Below are 20400 nucleotides of genomic sequence, written 5' to 3'. Positions count from 1 at the left end.
AAGATAGGGAAAATATTAAATGAAGATTACACTGATCGCCATTGGCAAAACCGAAGATAAATATTTAATAGAGGGGATTGATAAATACATTAACCGCTTAAAACACTATATTAACTTCAGTTTTTTGGCCATACCAGATGTAAAGAATGTTAAAAACCTAAGTGAAGCGCAGCAAAAAGCAAAGGAGGCAGAACTACTGCACAAACAAATCAACAATGGTGATATGGTGATTTTGCTGGATGAAAAAGGAAAAAAATATTCGTCGGTTGAATTTTCCAATTATCTTAACAAACAGATGATTGGCAGTGTACAACATCTTATTTTTATCATTGGTGGTCCTTACGGGTTCGACGAAAGTATTTACAAACGTGCCAATGGCTTAATCTCCTTATCGGATATGACATTTTCGCACCAGATGATCAGGTTATTTTTTGTGGAACAGCTTTACCGGGGATTTAGTATTTTGAAGGGAGAGCCATACCACCACGCATAAATGGAAGATGGCTGAGGCTGTATGGATAATGTGGAATTAAATATGGAAAAAGGGATTAAAAATCATCATTAAATAAAAGAAACGATGCTACTAGATAAATATAAACGGGAATACAGATACAAAAGCAATCAGAACGGCAACAATAAATACTTATGGATCAGCATTATTGTTTCGCTGATTATTGTGGCCTTACTTTGGTATTTCTTCGATTAAGCGCATAAAAAAACACCAGACAAAATGCCTGGTGTTTCTTATACTGAAGTAAAAAAGCTTAAACGCCCTTTTTACTGGTCATACTTGCTTTTTTAGCCGGAGCCGAAGTTTTAGTAGTTGCTTTTGCACTCGCTGAAGCTTTAGCACCTGTAGCTTTTACTTTTTTATCTGAAGCTGCTTTTTCTTCTGATAATTTAACTTCTGCCGGAGTTCCAGGTGTTTCAGGAGTTTCTTCTGTAAACAATGGAAGATCTTTAAGTAAGTTATACCAGGTGATAATCTTCTTCATATCCGAAGCATAAACCTTCTCCTGATCGTGACCTGGCGCTACTTCAAGAAAGTAAGCACGTAAATCGCCTTTTAGATCAGGTGTTGATCCTTTAGCAGAAATTTTGGCAAAAATATCGGCCAGTTTAATTTCTTCATCTTCACCATAAACAGTAATATCTTCTAACGAAGCTAATTTTGTATTGGTGATGTTGGCTACAATTTTAGTTTTTTGTGCATCTAAGCTTTCTAAAATGTAACCTACTTTATTTTGTCCAACCAGTTTAAATAAACCTGGTCTGCCAGATACGGCAACAATTCCTCTTAAGTTCATATATGTATGTGTTAGGCGGCTAGCGGTTAGCGTGCAGCGTTACAAAACGCCTGTTCGCTGTACGCCTATCGCGTTATCATTTGCATGGCACAGAGTACAGAGAGCGCTATGCTCAAAGCCCCTACCCTCTTGCTATTTAATCTTCTAAAACTTCAATATTTAAAATTTTGTCTCCCTGACGAATATCATCAACAAGATCAACATTTTCGGTTACTTTACCAAAACAAGTGTGGTTACGGTCTAAATGTGCAGTATTTGTTCTGCTGTGGCAGATAAAAAATTGCGAACCACCTGTGTTGCGACCTGCATGTGCCATTGATAATACACCACGATCGTGATATTGGTTATCGCCATCTAATTCGCAATCGATTTTGTAACCAGGGCCACCAGTACCAGCTAAATGTGCAGTAGCGGGATCTTTTGAATTCGGACATCCACCCTGAACTACAAAGTTCGGAATTACACGGTGAAAAGTTACTCCATCATAAAAGCCTTCTTTAGCTAATTTTTTAAAGTTTGCAACGGCTTTTGGCGCATCATTATCGTAGAATTCTACGGTCATATCGCCTTTTTCTGTTTTTATTATTGCTTTACTCATCTTAATATCGGTACTATTTTTTAAACCTGTTTACTTAAAAAGACCAAAGTATTTTTTAAGTAGAGGGCAAAAATAACAAAATTGTATAACTTATAACACCATTAAATTTTTCTATCCAGTATAAATGAGGTATTTTAGTATTTTAAGTAAACTGGTTTTGACAAAGAAATATTATATCCTCCTCATCTGTCTGCTTTGCTCTATGGGGCTTAAGGCTTCATCGTTATTAATTTATATGGATGAAGACCAAAAAAACCACCTTAAAGCATACGGCATTGCCTATTGGACCATTAGCAAACAAGTTGAGGTAGACTGGCTGTTAAATTACCGCGGAGGTAGCTTTCTCATTAAATACAATAAGGCGGTAGAAGATGAACTTAAAATAAGAGGAGTATCGTACGAGGTTATGGCCGATGGTAAAGTGGTTAGCTTATTAAACGAAATCAGCGATCCTTCGGTAAACATGGAAATGGTAAAGCTGGAGAAAACGCCAAAAATTGCCGTTTACTCGCCTAAAAGCAAATTGCCCTGGGATGATGCCGTTACCTTGGTTTTAACTTATGCCGAAATTCCGTACGATGTAATATACGATGACGATATTTTGCAGGATAAACTAAGTAAATATGATTGGCTCCACCTACACCATGAAGATTTTACTGGTCAGTACGGCCGGTTCTGGGCCAATTTCAGGTATGCTACCTGGTACCAGGAAGATGTAAAAAACCAGGAGACATTGGCCAAACGCATGGGTTATAAAAAGGTATCGGAAATGAAACTGGCCGTGGCCAAACACATTAAAGAGTATTGCGCTGGTGGGGGCTTCTTATTTGCCATGTGCTCGGGCACCGATAGTTTTGATATTGCCCTTGCAGCCGAAGGTGTGGATATTTGTGCCCAGATGTTTGATGGTGATGCGGCCGATCCGAATGCCCAAGCTAAGCTTGATTTTAATAAAACACTGGCTTTCCAGAATTTCAGGCTTGATAATAACCCCATGAATTACGAGTTTTCGGATATCGACGCCACTCAAACCCGCACACTTAACCAAACCAACGATTATTTTACGCTTTTCGATTTTTCGGCCAAATGGGACCTGGTACCAACCATGCTTACGCAAGACCACGATAAGGTAATTAAAGGTTTTATGGGGCAAACCACAGCATTTAAAAAAAGTCTTGTTAAAACGAGTGTAACGGTTTTAGGCGAAAACAAAGGTGCGGCTGAAGTACGCTACCTGCATGGCGAAATTGGTAAAGGGCAGTTTACTTTTTATGGCGGCCACGATCCGGAAGATTATCAGCATGCAGTAGGTGATCCGCCAACCGATTTAAACCTGCACCCAAATTCACCGGGCTATCGCCTCATTTTAAATAACGTACTTTTTCCTGCAGCCAAAAAGAAACCTCAAAAAACATAATTCTTCAGTAACTACTTTCTGGCATTCATCATTTCAGGCTAAAAAAACTGTTTTGGCCCGAAATTCCTGTTATGTATACAATAGGGAACAAAAAACCATTGCGCAAAGCAATACCGTAATTATACTAATTCGCTACAAATACACGCCTGTAAACCAACACATTACAACCTGTTTTGTAACACACTTGATACTTTGGCACAGCTTTTGGAAATGAGGCTTGTAATTAACAACAGGTTTAAAGCCTGAAATTTTTAAACAAGATCTTTCTAAAAGAAAAATATTATGAAAAAGTTATTATTAAGTGCATCAGTTATTTTATTAGCAACAGGTGCTTTCGCACAATCGACTACGGGTACTACTTCAAGATTTGGTATTAAAGCCGGAGTTAACTTAGCTAAAATTCATTCAAGTGGAGATAATGAATCTATCTACAATGACAATGCTAAAAACAATGTTGGCTATAATGTTACCGCTTTTGGAGATTTTGGTGTCGCTAACAACTTTTTTATCCAGCCCGGAATTTCATTGCAAAATAAAGGTGTAAAATTCGAAGGCACCAGTTCTGCAACTATAGGAGCTACGACTACAACTACTACATCATCAGTAAAAACGAATGTAATGGCTATTGAAGTACCGGTTAATGCGGTATTTAATATTCCAACCGGCGATGCTGGTGCAGTGCAAATTAGTGCCGGTCCGTATATTGGGTTTAACATTTCTGGTAAAAACAAAGGAAATACCACCACTACTACGGTAAATAACAACACCAACTCGAGTGTAACCAGTACCAGTAGTAATGACAGGGATTTAAGTTTTGGTAGTGCAAACGATAAAGATCAGAGCTCTACGGATTTTGGCGCAAACTTTGGTCTGTCTTACCGTACCTCATCTGGTTTCTTAGTGGGTGCCAATTATGGTTTAGGTTTATCTGATTTAACTCCAAAAGACAGACAAGCTAACAGCAATAAATTTACCAATCGCGTGTTAGGATTTACAGTAGGTTATTCTTTCTAAGCAATAACATACCTATGAAAAACAAAAACCTTCCCGGTGTAAAATCGGGAAGGTTTTTTTATGCTTTTTGATTAAGTTACCTAATCGTAAAAATTCCAACTAACACCAAATTTCAACAGGGCATCCTGCATCGGGTAGCGGTTTACTGTAAAGTACCCCTTTTGGAAAAGGCCCTGGTTTACGAAATCATATTTAACAAAGATATTGGCCCTTTTTAAATTTGCTTTAAAAAAGACATCGACAATTGGTTTCGACTGTAAATTAACCGGATTATCCTCATCGATATAAAACTGTGCAGTAGCCGGCGAATACAAATAATTTGCGTATTCTGAATTGTAGCGAACATCGAAGCCGATATTTGCCTTCAACACTTTAAAAAAGGTATTATTGAAATAAATGCTGTTATAGGTGTAAATTTCTGGTGTTCTTAAAACAGCATTTTTATCGGTTTTTTGGTAGGCTACGTAGTTTTCTAATGCAAACTTACCAAAGCGCCATTTCTTTAATACATCAATCCTGATTAAGCTGATATCTGCTGTGGCCTGTTTGGGTAGGATAGCCGTTGTACCGTTACTGTGGTCGGCAGCAAAATAAAGATAATTACTGGTTAAGAAATATTTTGCCCCTGCGGTAAGGTCATATTTATCGTTTATGTAATTAAAAGACAGGTTCAGGATTTTGGTGTTTTTAAAATCGTTATTTGTCCATTTGTAGTGGTTACCATGGTAATAATCGTAAATCGTCGATGGGCTCTGGTTTTGTGCATAAGCTCCCAGTTCTATCCGGCCAATAGTTTTACCCAAAAGGATTTTACTTTTTGCCTCATACAGATAATCGCCGGCATTTTCGCCTTGCAGGATTTGCTGTAAGTCTAAATTAAAATCGACATTGCTGGAGAATCGGTAACCCGCAGCACCCAAAACCGTAATATTCTGGTAATAAGCCCTACTTTGCTCGTAGCTTGTACCATCTAATTTAAGTCCCAGAAATTCATGTTTGTAATAATCGTGCCTGATCCCTGCATCTACCTTTAGCTCATTTTTAATTACCGACGAGTTTTTAGGTCGTAAAAAGAAACTGTAAATAAACTCATTTTTAACATGCAACACACGGGTCGAATCGTTGGTAAAGGTAGTACTGGCAATTCCCGGAGGCAGCACATTGTTTACATCGGTTTCGTTCTTTAAAAAATCGTAGGTATTGGTATTGTATTCAAAAGTATGGGTAAGCTTATTGGTTGGTAAAACCGCATTATTAGCATTGGCTGAGGTATCGATACGGCCCACGTAATAAGTCTGCTTTAAAAACAAGGTATTTTTCTTATAGATATTCCTGGCTGATGACAGATTTACTGGTTCGGCCTCCCTGCTAATAGTTGAATAATCGGGATTAAATATCTGTTTGGCCGAAGTTACCGATCCATTCTCGTAGCCACGCATGGTATTGAAAATTGCCGAAGCCCACATATTATAACGCTTGCTTGGCGATTGATACCACGAAAACACTGCTACATTTAAGTTATCGCCACGCTGCCTTGCATAAAAACCCTTGGAGTCGCCACGGTTAAAATTCACTCCAACATTCCAGTTTCGCTTAATATTTTGAGTATGAATAGCCCTGAAAAGCTGCTCCTTTTGACCCGCGCTTACAAAATATAAGCTTGTAAAAGGCGTTCGAGCCTGATAGTAAATAATATCTTCGGGCGTTAAGGCATAATAATCGAGCGAGTGGAAGCCCACATCAAAACCAATACGCTTGCTCGGTTCAAATAACAAAGGTCTGGCCGAAAGCCCCATATTACCATTGCTGATGGTGGGGTGTGTAGGTTGCAAAAGCGGACTATAATTCTGAATATTGGTAGTAGAGGTATCGAGCGGCAGCAGCACAATACTATCTTTGGTTAAAGATAGCTTGGTAAAGCGGATGTATTTAGCCGTAAAAACTACCGAATCCTTGCCTCCATCCAGCTTTTTTCTAACCGAATCGAGTTCTTTATTGGTACCAACACTTGTTTTTAAATCTTGTGCAAAGGCTTTGTTGATGCCCATGAGCACGATAATCAAAAAACAGATCTGAACAATATTACGCATCTTATAGTTCGGCAATTAAGCGGGTTAAAATTTCGGTCATTTTAGGCTCCGCCCTAGCTGCAGCCTCTAAAATTTCGTCAAGGTTAAAAGGTTGTAAATCTTCCGGAAATCCCTCATCCGTTAATACCGAAATGGCAAAAACAGGTAAACCGGCATGGTTAGCTACAATAACTTCGGGCACTGTACTCATGCCCACTGCATCGGCGCCAATTAAACGCAGGTATTTATACTCAGCCTTGGTTTCTAAATTAGGACCAGAAACGGCTACATAAACACCTTTATGGCATTTTACATCAACATTTTTGGCTATTTCTAAAGCTTTGGCAATAATAGAACGTTTATATGGCTGGCTCATATCCGGAAAACGCGGTCCAAGTTCGCTTTCAATTAAGCCTCTTAATGGATTATCGGGTTGCAGGTTAATATGATCTTCAATAATCATTAAATCACCTTTTTTAAACTCTGGGTTTAAAGAACCCGCAGCGTTAGAAACAATCAGGTTTTCGATGCCCAAACCTTTCATTACACGCACCGGAAAAGTAATTTGCTGCATACTATAACCTTCGTAATAGTGCAAACGCCCCTGCATAGCCACAATTTTTTTTCCGTTTAAAGTCCCGAAAATGAGTTTTCCGCTATGAAATTCAAGCGTAGAAATCGGGAAATTCGGGATATTAGAATACATAAGCTGGTGCTCGACTTCGATATCTTTAACCAGCCCGCCAAGCCCTGTACCTAAAACAATACCTATTTCTGGTTTAAAATTCTCTGTTTTACGTTTTATATATTCAACGGTTTCTTCTATTGCTCTTAACATAATTTAAAATGAGTTCGTCAAAGATAATCTTATCTTCTTCAAATAATTCAACCTCAATGGGTAAATAATATACGGGTAAATTTACCAGTAAATCTTCAAACCCGGTAGCTCTTAAACGTTTGCTATCCTTTTCTGTTGTGATGATGATTTTTTCTTTTTTTATTCCTGCTTCAAAAGCCGTTTTTAGCTTGCTGAGATCGGTATGCTTAAATGCATAATGATCTCTGAACGCTTCGTGTTTAATGCTTTGGGTATATTTCTGGAGCTCTTCTATTAAGGGTTCTGGATTGGCAATTCCTGTTAGCAGGAAAACTTCATAATCTTTAACCGATTCAAGCGGCCTGCTTTCTTCCCGGTACAGGTGTTGTAGCTGACCATACTTTAAATAAGCATGCAAGACCGGCTGGTTATTGTTGGGCTGTAATTCGTTTACAGATGCCTGTTGCGCCACATGTAGCAAAGGCACCGGCGACTTGGTAACCAAAAGCACATCGGCCCTTGTGCGCGAAGCAAAAACATCCCTTAAATTTCCTGCAGGCAATAAAAACTGTAAAATGCCCAGTTTTCTGAACTCGAAAAGCAGAATATTAAAACCTGCTCTTATTGCCCGGTGTTGAAAAGCATCATCCAGAATAATTACATCGTGATCGTTTTGCAATTGCCTCACTCCTGCCACCCGATCTTCGCAAACGGCCACCGTAACTTCCTTAAATTTTTGATAGTACTGCAATGGCTCGTCGCCTATTGTTTCGGCTGTAGCATCGGCATCGGCCAGGATAAAGCCTTTGGTTTTACGTCCATATCCCCTGCTTAAAATAGCAACTTTATAATTGGCCAGCAACCTCACCAAATATTCGGTTGTAGGTGTTTTTCCAGAACCACCAACAGCCAGGTTACCAACACAAATTACTGGCAGATCGAATGATACACTGCGCATGATCCCCCAATCGTATAGCTTTTTCCGGAGAATAACAGCCATTCCATAAATAAATGAAAAAGGGAGGAGCAGAAGGCGTAAATAATTAACTAGCATAGTGTCGTGGATTCAAAAATACTGATTATTTAAAAAAGAAAGGCATGGCACTCACCATTACCATTAAAGCAACCTTTGGTAATTAAAAATGTTTTGCTTTCTTCCCATTGTGCATATGGTATTTAACCATCGTACAACATTTAAATTGATAAGCCTGAATTTTCTTTTTATACTTGTTGTTCTATCAAAACATAAACGCATGTCTCCAAATAAACGCTTAGTAGTTGGTCAGGGTCAGATTAGTGGCTATATTTCTATATTTTTAGCTGTTCTGGCTTTACTGGGTATCCTCTGTTTTCATTATCCCGAGAAACTTACCACACCCGAATTCCGTGAGGTTTACACGAAAGACAGTATGGAGGTTTTAATGTTGGGCGGGGTAATTGCGTCTTTCTTCTTTTCGGCGTTAAGTATTGTTTTAAGCAAAAAATTAAAGTGGGCCTGGCCAGGTTTTTTATTGGCTGCACTTGCTGTATTATTGGGCGCTGTAACCGTTGAAGGTAGAGATGTTGCCAAATCGAACTGGCATTTTGGTTTAGACTGGATGATTTTAGATTTACTCTTAATGGTAGCCATTTTTGTCCCGCTGGAGTTGTTTTTCCCGAAAAATACCAATCAGACCAAATTCCATGAAGAGTGGCGTACCGATTTAACCTATTTTGTAATCAGCCATCTATTTATCCAGTTTTTTGGCATTGTTACGCAAAAACCTGCGGTGTTGTTTTTTGGCTGGTTGGGTTTAGATAAAATCCATACCTGGGTGCAAGGCCTACCTTTTGCCGTAGCGCTTTTTCTCGCTTTCCTCAGCACCGATTTATTTCAATATTGGGCGCACCGCTTTTTTCATACTAGGGTGTCTCTATGGCGTTTTCATTCAATACATCATTCTACACAGAATATGGATTGGCTGGCCGGAAGCCGCACGCATTTTATCGATATCTTTTTTACCCGTGCCATGACTTTTATTCCCTTATATATACTGGGGTTTTCGTCAACGGTATTTAATGTTTACATCATTTTTATTGCCATTCATGCAGTTTTAATCCACGCCAATACTCGGATTAATTTTGGGCCGTTGAAATACATCTTCACCACACCACAATACCATCACTGGCACCATTGCGAAGACCCTAAATATTATGGACATAATTTCGCATCGATATTTCCATTTATTGATATGCTGTTCGGCACCTATTATTTACCTGGAAAGGAATGGCCTGCCGGAACAGGCGTGCACGAAGCTGCTTACCCAAAAGGATTTGTGAAACAAACCATTTATCCATTTACCAAAAGCCCTTTCGATACTGATCTGAATATGGAAGAGCGGAGCGATAGGTAAACTTATTGGATGATTAAAGTGGTTGGTGGAGACACCAACCACCAGCGACCTGCTTAGCGGTCGGTGTCCTCACCTACCGCCCAAAAAGATCAGCTTATCGTCTGCGCTAAACCTCTTCTTTCGCCTCTACCCTCGGTGGCATTAATTTATAAACCACTGGTGTAACAATCCGTGATAGCAAAGTAGAACTAATTAAACCACCAATCATAACTATTGCCAGCGGCGAAATAAGTGGATTGCTTGACAGTGCGATAGGCAACAAACCTCCAATGGCTGTGAATGTAGTTAAGATAATTGGCAGGAATCTGATTTCGCCTGCTTCTTCAATGGCCTGATTTAAAGGCATTCCCTCACTGCGCAACTGATTGGTAAAATCGACTAGTAAGATGGTGTTTTTCACTTCGATACCCGCCAAAGCCACAATACCGATGGTAGCCACAAATGATAACGAATTACCAGTAACCATAAGCGCCAGTACAGCCCCCACAATACCAAGCGGAATAACCGACAGTACAATAAGCGTACTTTTAAAAGTTTTAAACTCCAGCACCAGCACAGCAATAAAAAGGAAAAGGGTAACCAGCAAGATGCTGCCAAAACCACCAAACGACTGGTTTCGGCTTTCTATTTCCCCGCCCATTTCAAAGGTGTAACCCTCAGGCAGTTTCAGGTTTTTCATTTGCGCTTCTACATCCTGAATCACCTTATCGTTCAAAAAACCTTTCTGTACAAATGCATTGACCGAAATGGTACGGGTTTTATTGTAGTGATTAATGCTCAAAGGTGAAGTTTCGAGCTTTAACGAAGCCACCTGAAGTAAAGGGATCGAGGTACCCTGATTATTATTGATGTACAGGTTATTAAAAACCGTCAAATCTGGATAAGATGGCCGTTTAGTGGTAAGCAGGATATTGTAATCATCGCCGTTAGATTTTGGATTGATGAATTTTCCTACTTCCAATCCAGCCACAGCCATGCGTACAGTCCGGTCGATATTAACAGTCGGAATGCCCAGTGCCTGTGCTTTATCTTTATTGATATCGACTTTAATATCAGATTTTAAATTTTTGAGCGGGTTGTTTACATAAATGGTTCCGGCGGTTTTAAGCAACACGTTTTCTACACGTCCACCAATATTTCTTAAGGTATCTAAATTATCTCCCAGCAAACGCACCTCAACAGGCGAAATAATTGGCTGCCCTTGCTCAAAGTCTTTAACTTCTACTTTTGCACCCGGATAGGGTGTCCATTTTTTACGCAACATTTCGATAATTTCGATCTTGCGATCGGATTTGATATCGGGTTGCAGCAACACAAAAAGCTCCGAAAAGTCGGTTCTTTCATTTTGTGGCAACACATTGTAATAAATCCGGGGATTACCTTTCCCAACATTCGAAGCAAAGTACTTTACTTCAGGAATCTTTTTCAGCTCCCTTTCTATTGCTTTCGTAACCGAATCGGTATAATTCAGGTTCGATTGCAGCGGTGTAGAGATATTGATTAAAAACTGCGGTTTTTCTGAGGCCGGGAATAAACTGAAGCCAATAACCGGAATAAGCATAATAGACCCCACAAAAATAGCCAAGGCTATAACAATGGTTAAAATTGGTTTCGCCAAAGCCTTATCCAGCAATTTCGAATAAGAGCCATGGATAATTTTCTGTAAAGTGCGCAGGAAAATATTGCCATTGGCATCGGCATGTGGCTTTAACAATTTGCTCGATAAAAAGGGAACCACTGTTAAGGCCACCAGCATGGAGGCAATAACCGAACAAATTACGGCTACCGGTAAACTTCTGATAAATTCGCCCGATGCTTCGGGTAAAAACATTAAAGGCATAAAAGCAATAATCAATGTGGCCGTACAACCCATTACTGCCATACCAATTTGTTTGGTTGCTTTCAGCGTAGCATCAAGCCGGCTATGACCATCGCGCATCCAGCGTTCAATGTTTTCTACCACCACAATACTATCATCAACCAATAAGCCCAGCGATACCACCAAGCCTACAATACTCAGTTGATTTAAACTAAAGCCTAATACGCTTAGCAAAACCACACCGATAGCCAGCGATAGCGGAATAGAAACCATCACCACAATAGAGGCCCTTGTACCCAGAGGCAAAAGTGTAACCAAAACCAACAAAATGGCAATCAGGAAATCTGTTCCCAGCCCCCCCAAACGACTGTTTACATTATCGGCCTGATCGAACATTAACTGCTGATCGATATTGGCTGGCAGGGTTTTCCCGAATTTCTCTATTACCGGCAAATAGGCTTTCTGGGCAGCGGTAATGTTTCCGCCCGATTTTTGTGCAGCCACTACAAAAACGCAGCGGTGTCCGTTTAAACGGGTAATGTCTTTTTCCTGCGAATAATCGAAATACACATCGGCGATATCTTTTAAAGCCGTATTTTTGCCGTTACCGCTAAAAACAACCGTATTTTTAATTTCATCGATATTCTGATAGTTACCACTGGTTTTAATGTTGAATGATTTAGTACCCGCATTTACGCTTCCACCAGGAATATTGGCCACCTCACTTTGAATAGCATTGACAATAAAAGTAACCGGAATGTGCAGTTGTGCCAGCTTTTCAAGGTTTAAATCTACCCGCACCAGCTGATCGGGCAAACCCATAATTTCTACATTTTTTAAAAACGGGATTTTCTCCAGTTCTGACTGCAAATCTTCTGCTTTGGTTTTCAGCTTATCGCGCGATGCATTTTCAGAAACCAACGCAATCTGCAAAACATTTACATCTGAGGGGGAAACCTTTTGCACTTCCATGCTGTAAATTTCCTGGGGGAGATTTGCCCGCTCACTGTTCACTTCGCGCACCAGCTCCTGGTATTTATCATCTACATTTACGGCATATTTATACTCTACAAAAAGTACAGCCAAGCCATCACGAATGGTGGTTTTGATGGTCTTGATATCGTCCAATCCATAAATAGTTTTCTCTAGAGGCTTTACCACCAATTCCTCCATATCCTTCGGACTAGCCCCTGGATATACCACCACCACGGGATAGTTTGGCGCATTCATGTCGGGATCTTCCGATCGCGGCATATTGAATATTGTGGTAATACCCAGCGCCAAAACCATGAGCACCATGATCAGGGTAAACTGGTAATTTTTTACAGCGTATTCTGATATTTTCATCTTATTAGCTATGATGTGTATATTATTCCTTCGGTGTGATTACACCGATTTTAATGGGGTCAGTTCCTCACAGTTCATATAAAATCGCATCTACCCCTTGAAATCTTGCTTTCAGCTCTAGTTATTTAATCTTTAGTCTTACTTAACCACCTTAATCTTCGAACCATCAGTTAAATAAGCGCTACCCGAAACAATTAAGCCTGTTGCATTTTCTAAACCGCCACTAATTGTAATTTTGTCATTTTGGATAGCCCCTAACCGAACCTTTACTTTTTGGGCGGTTTTATTGTCATTTGTAATAAAAACATAACCCTCGTTTTCACCACCGTCGAAAAGCGCATCGTAAGGAATGGTATAACCGCTACTTGTTTTGGTTGGGATAATGGTAGCCTTACCAAATAAGCCTGCAGCAAGCCCCTGAATTTTCGAATCGCTTAAGCTTAGCTCTACACCAAAAGTTCCACTTTGCAGGTCTATACCCTCAGCCTTACGAGTTACTTTTGCATTTAATGTTTGATTGGGTAGCGCATCGGTAGTAATGGTAGCGCCATCGCCTATTTTTAAAGCAGCCCATTGCACATCACTCAAACCAACTTTTAAAATCCATTTACTTTGTTTTGCTCCGTTTATCTGTAAAATCGGGGTTCCTGGCCCTACTACCTGACCATCGTTAGCCAATTTTTTAAGCACAAAACCACTACTGGTTGCCCTGATTTCGGAATAATTCTGATTGAATTTTACCGCATTCAATTGTTGTTTGGCCACCTGCAATGCGGTTTTGGCATTTTGCATCTGCTCTAAGGTGGCCACACTATCTTTATACAGTTTGCTTGCCCGACTGTAATCGCGTTCGGCTTTTTGGTATGATAAATTTACCTGCTGCACCTGGGCCGAAATTTCGGTCTGGTTCACAGTAGCCAGTAATTGTCCCTGGTGCACGGCATCGCCCTCTTTTACCAAAATCCGGTTAATGATGCCTCCGTTTTTAAACGAAAGAAAAGTTTCGTCGTTGGTGGTAAACTGTCCGGAAGCTGCAATGGCATGGTTGGCATCTTCAACTTTTAGTACCATTACCTGAACTGGTATGGTGTCTTGAGTACCGACATTATTGTTATCGGTTTTATGACTGCCGCAGGCACTTATTGTAAAACCTGCAGCAAGCAGGGCTGAATAAATAAATATCTTCTTCATAAAATTAATTTATTGAATAGGTTGCGGTTTCGCGCTCAACATCGGCCATTGCCGATAAAACTTTATACCTGTTTATGTTTACTAAAAGTTGGGCTGAAGTATATTGGTTGCGGGCATCGATGGTTTCTATAAAAGAATTTGTACCTGCTCTATACCCTTTTTCGATCAGACGCTGGTAGCTTGATGCCGCCTCGAACTGCTTGAGTGAAGATTGGTAGGTTTGGTAGGCTGCCCTTAAATTATTTTGCGCTGTTTTGGCCGAAAGATTTAACTGTTGTGCTGCCAGATTGGCATTCAGCTCGGCATTTTTAAGATCGAGGTTACTTTGTTTGATTTTAAAGTTGTTACGGTTTCCGGTAAAAATCGGAATATCGAGCTGCAAACCAATCATATAGTAGCGGGTATTATCGTTAAAGTGAAAACCTTCTGATTGCGAGCCCAGGTCGACAAAACCACCCAGTTTCGGTACTGCAAACTGCCTGTTCATTTTAAGTGCAGTTTTGTTGATGTTGATCAGCTGGCCTAAAGCCTTTAATTCTTCCCTCTCACCTGTTACCGATAAATCAGCAATCAGTGCAGGAGCTTTATTCAGATCGGCCTGGTTATCAAAATTCGCATCAATCTTTTCGTTTGCATCACGATTTAAGAGGAAATTAAAATACATGCGGGCATTGATTACTTGCTGATCAGCCGCAACCAATTGTGCGTTCACATTTTCTACTTCGCTTTTCGAACGCAAAACATAGGCTGGTAAACCTTTTCCCCCATCAAGCAGTTTTTCGTTTACCCGCAAACCTTCATTCGCCAGCTGCAAACCCGATTTATAAATATCAACTGCTTGTAAAGCATTCTGATAATTGTAATAGGCTGTTTTAATGCTCCGCACTAAATCGCGTTTGTAAATCTGCACTTCAAATTCCTGCAGAGTTACCTGTTGTGCCGATAATTGTTTATTATAACCTAAATCGGTATTAATAATCGGTACCGTTGTTCTTACTTTGGCATCGTAATAATTCTTTGGCAGGAAGTTAATGCTCTGGTTTTCCATCAAAGGAAAGTTGTTGGTGGCTGTCAATTTATTCAAGGTAGAGTAAACCGGATTTAACAGGTCGCCAAGCGGCAAGGGGATGTTACGTCCTCCATCAGCAGTAGACCAGGTGGTAGAAAAAGCAACAGTCGGAAGATATAAACTCCTGGCCGTTTTTAATGCCAGCTGAGCCTTATCTAACGAAATGTTTTTTTGTTGCAAAACGATATTGTTTTTAAACGCTTCTACTACATAAGCATCCAGCAACTGTTGGGCATTTGCGGTTGAGGCTAAAACCGTAACCGAGAAAAACAACAAACCAAATAACTTCGTTCTCATAATTAACAGTGTTAACTTAATGTTATTTTAAACTATTCAACATGGCAATAAAGCCATCAAAAGTTTTCTCCAGCCAATCGCCTTCCTCCAACATATGCGCTTTAGTTGTAGCCATGTGATCAAGATGTCCCTGCAATTTTAAACTGCATAAGCCATGCATTAACGACCATATATTAAGTGCAAAAGTGGTGGTATCGAAACTGGTAAAGTAGCCCGCAGCTTTGCATTGATCAACCGTCATAATTAAAGCTGTAAATGCCTGCTCACCCTCTTCCCATTCTTCATCGTGGCAGTGCGCCTTAACAAATTCGATGGGTTCTTTCATGATAAACATAAGCTCATAAAAGTCGGGGTTATTTAAAGCAAAGCTCATATAAACGCGCCCCATAGCTTTTAAACGCTCAAAAGGCTCACTCACATGTTGCAAAACCACAAACTGTGAACCCAACAATATAAAGCCCTCCTGATGCAAAGCATACATAATATCTGCCTTGTCTTTATAGTATAGGTAAATCGTAGTCGGACTAAATTCTATTTTCTCCGCAATCTTCCTGATTGAGGTAGCCTCATAGCCATCCTTTAAAAAAAGTTCCTTCGCCGCATCCAAAATCCGCTGACGTAAATCTTCCTTATGCTTCTCTTTACGCTCTTTTATTCCCATGACAAAAACAATTACACCGCAAACATAATTAACACTGTTAATAAAATGAAATTATTTTAGAAAAATTTTTATTCGTGATACTGTTATTAAGAATTTAACCGAAAGAAAGTTAGATACACATTAGTCCCATACTGTTTATTAATGAATCAATACCTGGGATTAGCGCATTAGCCAAATTTTAACCAAAACTATTTTAAAATTACCCCTCCCCTCAAGTCCGTAACTTCACACAAACGTTTGCTCTATTTTCTTTACAGAATAATAGAATTGGCTATGTTAAAAAGCACTATCTTTGCCCAACTCATAAAAAATACATTATGCTTAAAGGATTTTTTAACGTACCTACCCCGGTAAACGAACCTATTTTAAACTACGGACCAGGCAGCAAAGAACGTGCTTTATTAAAAGAAGCATTGGCCGAAGCCCGCGCACACCAACAAGACATTCCAATGTATATTGGCGGTAAACAAGTTCATACTACCAAAAAAGGTAAAGTTGTTCCACCACACGATCACCAACATATTTTAGCGCAATACAGCATTGGCGATAAAACCCATATTGCACAAGCTATTGATGCGGCTTTAGCTGCAAAACAAGACTGGGAAAACCTGTCTTGGGAGCATAGAGCAGCAATCTTTTTAAAAGCTGCCGATTTAATTGCTGGTAAATACCGTTATAAATTAAATGCAGCAACCATGCTTGGCCAAAGCAAAAATGCTTATCAGGCTGAGATTGATGCAGCTTGCGAGCTGATTGATTTCTTACGTTTTAACGTAAGTTACATGGTTGATATTTACAAACAACAGCCTCCTGTTTCACCGCGCGGAAGCTGGAACCGTGTAGAACAACGTCCTTTAGAAGGTTTTGTATTTGCCCTTACGCCTTTCAACTTTACTGCCATTGCAGCAAACTTACCTGCTTCTGCAGCTATGATGGGTAATGTGGTAGTTTGGAAACCTGCCGATACGCAAGTATATGCAGCGAACCTGTTAATGGAAATCTTCCGCGAAGCAGGTTTACCTGATGGCGTTGTAAACTTAGTTTATGCCGACGGACCAGAAACAGGTGATGTAATTTTTAACCACCCTGATTTTGCAGGTATCCACTTTACAGGCTCTACTAAAGTATTTCAGGAAATCTGGAAAACCATTGGTACCAATATCCATAAATACAGATCTTACCCACGCATTGTAGGCGAAACTGGTGGTAAAGATTTTATCCTGGTTCACCCATCTGCACAAACCAAAGTAGCCAGTACAGCTATTGTACGTGGTGCTTTCGAATATCAAGGACAAAAATGTTCAGCAGCTAGCCGTGTGTACATTGCAAAAAGCCTTTGGCCTGAAATTAAAGAACAAATGTTAGCTGATCTAGATACATTTAAAATGGGCGGCACCGAAGATTTCACCAACTTTATTAACGCGGTAATTGATGAGCGCTCGTTTGATAAACTGGCTAAATACATCGATCAGGCTAAAAAAGATAAAGGTGTTGAAATTATTGCAGGCGGTAATTACGATAAGAGCAAAGGTTATTTTGTTGAGCCAACTGTTTTGGTGGTTGACGATCCGAAATATACCACCATGTGCGAAGAATTATTTGGCCCGGTTTTAACTGTTTACATTTATGCTGATCAGGATTTCGATTCGATATTAGAAGTAATTGATACAACTTCACCATACGCCTTAACGGGAGCATTAATTGCACAAGACCGTTATGCTATTGAAAAAGCAAGCCATGCGTTACGTAACTCAGCTGGTAACTTCTACATTAACGATAAATGTACAGGTGCAGTTGTTGGTCAGCAGCCATTTGGCGGCGCTAGAGGTTCGGGTACAAACGATAAAGCGGGATCGATGATCAATTTATTGCGTTGGGTTTCTCCACGTACCATTAAAGAGGTTTTCGAATCTCCAACTGATTACCGTTACCCATTCTTAGCTGAAGATTAATAAAGTAGAAACACTATATCAAAACCTCCGGAAACACTGGAGGTTTTTCTTTTAAGAGCTATCTACAGCTAAAACAAAGGTATCCATTCGAATCGTCACCCTGATCCGATAGTTATCGGATTTCCGCCCGGCCGGTCGAACGGGTATTTTAGGATCTCTCACTCAAAAGCCAAATCAAATCACCTTATTGTTTACCGCATAAGAAAGCGCCTCAACAATATTACTAACCCCAAAATTTTGGAATATTTTTCGTCGGTAGTACTTTACAGTATCCGGAGAAACAAATATCTTATCAGCAATCTGACTAATAGTTAAACCCTGCGCGTACAAACGCAAAACCTCCAGCTCGCGCTCGGATAACTGCGGCTTTACTTGCTTTTGCCACAAGTGCCTGGTTAAGTCGAGCTCCCAAATCTGATCGGAACCATGTCTATGAATAGCTGCATTTCCTGCCGTTTTATTGGCCGAAATAGATACCACACAAATGGCTTTCCACATCTTCCCTTCTGAATTAAGAAACAATGGAGTAAGCTTATGGTTTATCAAGGTAGCTTTTCCAACCTTGTTAAGCAAATGAAAATCGTAGGTAATGCTGTATAATTTTTTCTCGTTAAGGGATAGTTTCTCAAAAAAATTGAATCCGCTTTCGTTAATCAAATCCAACAACTGCAGATCCTTTTCAGGCACGTTATTAAAGTAAAACCCATACCCTAACGTCATTACTTCAGCTACCGTATGACCACATAGAAAAAGAGGGTTACTCGATACATATTCGAATTTCATTTCGGCATAATCGATAACATACACGCTTTGATAGGTTAATTTTTCGAAAGCGCTTATCGCTTCCAGATAATTATCCAGCTGAAGTATATCTTCGGAAGTTACGTTTTCTATTTTGTTTTTGGTAAGTAACCCTGTGTGGTTATCGGCTTTCATGGCACTACTAAAATAGCAAAATTACACTAAAGTGTAGCCGCCAATCAGATTACATTTCTGAATTTTGTTGTTCAGCACAAAATCATTATGGCAGCAGAACAACTATCTAAACTAGACTTCTCCGAATTAAACAAAAACAAAGCAAAATTGAAGGCGGTAATCATTGCAGGTGCAATTGTTTGGCTGTTGCTAGTGTTCGCCGTAATTTACCTGTTCATATTTAAATCGAAATCAGCTATTCCATTTGTGGCAATTCTGATTGCAGTACCCATCACATTTTTACCAGCAATTAACAGCCTGGTTGAAGTGAATAAAGAAATAAAATCGCGCAATCAAAATTAATTGATGATGACGGCGATCTGTAACAGCTGCAACCAGGATATTCCTGAAAACTACTGCACCAAATGTGGTGAGCCGGCCAAACTTAAAAGAATTGACTGGCATTATATCCAGCATGAAATAGAGCACATTCTACACCTAGAGAAGGGGATACTTTATACGGTTAAAGAATTATTAATCAGGCCAGGGCAAACTATCCACAATTTCATATCCAATGACAGAAGCAGACTGGTAAAACCGATTGTATTTGTTGTTGTAACCTCTTTAATTTATACGATAATTAATCACTTTTTCCATATTGAGGAAGGTTACTTTAATTTTGATAAAACCAAAACTGCAGCCATAAACCCGATTAATGAATGGGTTCAGAGCCACTATGGTTATGCCAATATTCTTATAGGCGTATTTTCGGCATTATGGCTGAAACTCTTCTTCAGGAAATATGATTATAATTTCTTCGAGTTACTGATTCTTTTGTGCTTTCTACAAGGAATGGGCATGCTCATTTTTGCTTTTTTTGCCATAATTGAAGGACTCATCCATATTCATCTTATGAAATATTCGGGGATGCTTTTTATGGTCTACTTCACCTGGGCTGTGGGGCAGTTTTTTGAAAAAGGTAAATACATCAATTACCTGAAAGCTTTGGGCGGTTATATTCTGGGAGTAATTACTTTTACGGGTTGTACAATATTGTTAGGATTACTGATATACGTTGTTTTCAAACATTAATCCGGCTTCCTGGTCATGAAGATAGTTTAAGCAGTAAAACTACCTGTTGCTACACGCAAATAGCATTTCCTCGATATTAAGCTCAATCTTTCAAATCAGGAAGATAAAACCAATCTGTTTTTGCAGTGTTTTAATATAAACAGTTCAGCTACAGATCATGGAAAACAAAAAAGAAAACAACGAAAATCTCGGCAATAAAAACATCGAAAACAATGCTGACAAAAGCAATATGCCCGATCAACAGGTGCCGCGCCACCGCAGCAATGATAAAGAGAAAAAGAATACTGTAGAAACCGAAGCAGGTAACCTGGGCCGCAATTTCGGAATGGGAGATTTTGGTTCGGAAGAAGCCAGGACTGATGCTGAAAAGGGCAATAAGGGAGATGCAGGCAATATGCCCACCGGTACAAAAAAATAAAGCCCGGATAAATCCGGGCTTTGC

19 protein-coding genes are annotated in these 20400 nt (G+C 39.7%); 9 read left to right on the top strand and 10 right to left on the bottom strand.

The window, feature by feature from the left end; all coding sequences use genetic code 11:
* The first annotated feature begins 19 nt into the window (after window positions 1–19).
* Both rlmH and DBR40_RS27110 read left to right on the top strand, forming a co-directional pair.
* Window positions 20–493: a 23S rRNA (pseudouridine(1915)-N(3))-methyltransferase RlmH gene (gene rlmH / locus DBR40_RS00245; protein WP_090501206.1), complete on the top strand. Its 474-nt coding sequence runs from the start codon at window positions 20–22 to the stop codon at window positions 491–493.
* An 84-nt stretch (window positions 494–577) separates the two neighbouring features.
* Complete coding sequence (locus DBR40_RS27110; RefSeq protein WP_255420091.1) at window positions 578–706, top strand: hypothetical protein; 129 nt, start codon at window positions 578–580, stop codon at window positions 704–706.
* 58 nt (window positions 707–764) lie between these two features.
* Here the strand turns inward: DBR40_RS27110 and DBR40_RS00240 are convergent, their stop codons facing one another.
* Together DBR40_RS00240 and DBR40_RS00235 are read right to left on the bottom strand one after the other, a co-directional pair.
* Window positions 765–1307: a DUF5606 domain-containing protein gene (locus DBR40_RS00240; protein WP_124557808.1), complete on the bottom strand. Its 543-nt coding sequence runs from the start codon at window positions 1305–1307 to the stop codon at window positions 765–767.
* A gap of 136 nt (window positions 1308–1443) precedes the next feature.
* Window positions 1444–1905: a peptidylprolyl isomerase gene (locus tag DBR40_RS00235; protein WP_124557807.1), complete on the bottom strand. Its 462-nt coding sequence runs from the start codon at window positions 1903–1905 to the stop codon at window positions 1444–1446.
* Window positions 1906–2140: 235 nt separating this feature from the next.
* Between DBR40_RS00235 and DBR40_RS00230 the strand changes: the two genes are divergently transcribed.
* The gene (locus DBR40_RS00230; protein WP_233603749.1) at window positions 2141–3322 is read left to right on the top strand and encodes an asparagine synthetase B; all 1182 of its coding nucleotides are present in this window, start codon (window positions 2141–2143) and stop codon (window positions 3320–3322) included.
* A gap of 282 nt (window positions 3323–3604) precedes the next feature.
* On the top strand, window positions 3605–4336 hold the full coding sequence (locus DBR40_RS00225; RefSeq protein ID WP_124557806.1) for a porin family protein: 732 nt from the start codon (window positions 3605–3607) through the stop codon (window positions 4334–4336).
* Between the two features lie 80 nt (window positions 4337–4416).
* Here the strand turns inward: DBR40_RS00225 and DBR40_RS00220 are convergent, their stop codons facing one another.
* The 3 genes from DBR40_RS00220 to lpxK are packed head-to-tail and all read right to left on the bottom strand — an operon-like array spanning window position 4417 to window position 8276.
* Window positions 4417–6426 (bottom strand): putative porin, encoded by a 2010-nt coding sequence (locus tag DBR40_RS00220; RefSeq protein ID WP_233603738.1) that lies wholly within the window; start codon window positions 6424–6426, stop codon window positions 4417–4419.
* 1 nt (window position 6427) lies between these two features.
* Window positions 6428–7243, bottom strand: coding sequence for a purine-nucleoside phosphorylase (locus DBR40_RS00215; protein ID WP_124557805.1), 816 nt, complete (start codon window positions 7241–7243; stop codon window positions 6428–6430).
* Window positions 7215–8276, bottom strand: a complete 1062-nt coding sequence (lpxK, locus tag DBR40_RS00210) for a tetraacyldisaccharide 4'-kinase (RefSeq protein WP_124557804.1) — start codon at window positions 8274–8276, stop codon at window positions 7215–7217. Before lpxK ends, DBR40_RS00215 begins: the two co-directional genes overlap by 29 nt.
* 199 nt (window positions 8277–8475) lie before the next feature.
* On the opposite strand from lpxK, the gene DBR40_RS00205 reads away from it, so the two are divergent.
* Window positions 8476–9615, top strand: a complete 1140-nt coding sequence (locus DBR40_RS00205) for a sterol desaturase family protein (protein WP_124557803.1) — start codon at window positions 8476–8478, stop codon at window positions 9613–9615.
* 106 nt (window positions 9616–9721) lie between these two features.
* On the opposite strand, the gene DBR40_RS00200 is transcribed toward DBR40_RS00205, so the two are convergent.
* The 4 genes from DBR40_RS00200 to DBR40_RS00185 all read right to left on the bottom strand — a co-directional run bounded on the left by DBR40_RS00200 (window position 9722) and on the right by DBR40_RS00185 (window position 15999).
* Window positions 9722–12781 (bottom strand): efflux RND transporter permease subunit, encoded by a 3060-nt coding sequence (locus DBR40_RS00200; protein WP_124557802.1) that lies wholly within the window; start codon window positions 12779–12781, stop codon window positions 9722–9724.
* 138 nt (window positions 12782–12919) lie between these two features.
* The gene (locus DBR40_RS00195) at window positions 12920–13972 is read right to left on the bottom strand and encodes an efflux RND transporter periplasmic adaptor subunit (RefSeq protein ID WP_124557801.1); all 1053 of its coding nucleotides are present in this window, start codon (window positions 13970–13972) and stop codon (window positions 12920–12922) included.
* Window positions 13973–13976: 4 nt separating this feature from the next.
* On the bottom strand, window positions 13977–15338 hold the full coding sequence (locus tag DBR40_RS00190) for a TolC family protein (protein ID WP_124557800.1): 1362 nt from the start codon (window positions 15336–15338) through the stop codon (window positions 13977–13979).
* 22 nt (window positions 15339–15360) lie between these two features.
* Window positions 15361–15999, bottom strand: a complete 639-nt coding sequence (locus tag DBR40_RS00185; RefSeq protein ID WP_124557799.1) for a TetR/AcrR family transcriptional regulator — start codon at window positions 15997–15999, stop codon at window positions 15361–15363.
* Window positions 16000–16316: 317 nt separating this feature from the next.
* Here DBR40_RS00185 and pruA point away from each other — a divergent pair, with 317 nt between their 5' ends.
* Entirely contained in the window at window positions 16317–17951 is a 1635-nt protein-coding gene (gene pruA, locus DBR40_RS00180; protein ID WP_124557798.1) for an L-glutamate gamma-semialdehyde dehydrogenase, read from the top strand.
* Between the two features lie 174 nt (window positions 17952–18125).
* On the opposite strand, the gene DBR40_RS00175 is transcribed toward pruA, so the two are convergent.
* Window positions 18126–18887, bottom strand: a complete 762-nt coding sequence (locus DBR40_RS00175) for a response regulator transcription factor (RefSeq protein WP_124557797.1) — start codon at window positions 18885–18887, stop codon at window positions 18126–18128.
* An 87-nt stretch (window positions 18888–18974) separates the two neighbouring features.
* On the opposite strand from DBR40_RS00175, the gene DBR40_RS00170 reads away from it, so the two are divergent.
* The 3 genes from DBR40_RS00170 to DBR40_RS00160 all read left to right on the top strand — a co-directional run bounded on the left by DBR40_RS00170 (window position 18975) and on the right by DBR40_RS00160 (window position 20376).
* Window positions 18975–19229, top strand: coding sequence for a hypothetical protein (locus DBR40_RS00170; RefSeq protein ID WP_124557796.1), 255 nt, complete (start codon window positions 18975–18977; stop codon window positions 19227–19229).
* A gap of 3 nt (window positions 19230–19232) precedes the next feature.
* Window positions 19233–19958, top strand: coding sequence for a DUF3667 domain-containing protein (locus DBR40_RS00165; protein ID WP_233603736.1), 726 nt, complete (start codon window positions 19233–19235; stop codon window positions 19956–19958).
* Between the two features lie 157 nt (window positions 19959–20115).
* Window positions 20116–20376 (top strand): hypothetical protein, encoded by a 261-nt coding sequence (locus DBR40_RS00160; protein ID WP_124557794.1) that lies wholly within the window; start codon window positions 20116–20118, stop codon window positions 20374–20376.
* The last annotated feature ends 24 nt before the right edge of the window (window positions 20377–20400 follow it).

Origin of the sequence: Pedobacter sp. KBW01 (genome assembly GCF_003852395.1) — a bacterium.
In the GTDB taxonomy this organism is placed as follows: domain Bacteria; phylum Bacteroidota; class Bacteroidia; order Sphingobacteriales; family Sphingobacteriaceae; genus Pedobacter.
Note: the sequence above shows the minus strand (reverse complement) of the source record. Positions and strands in the feature narration are given on the sequence as shown.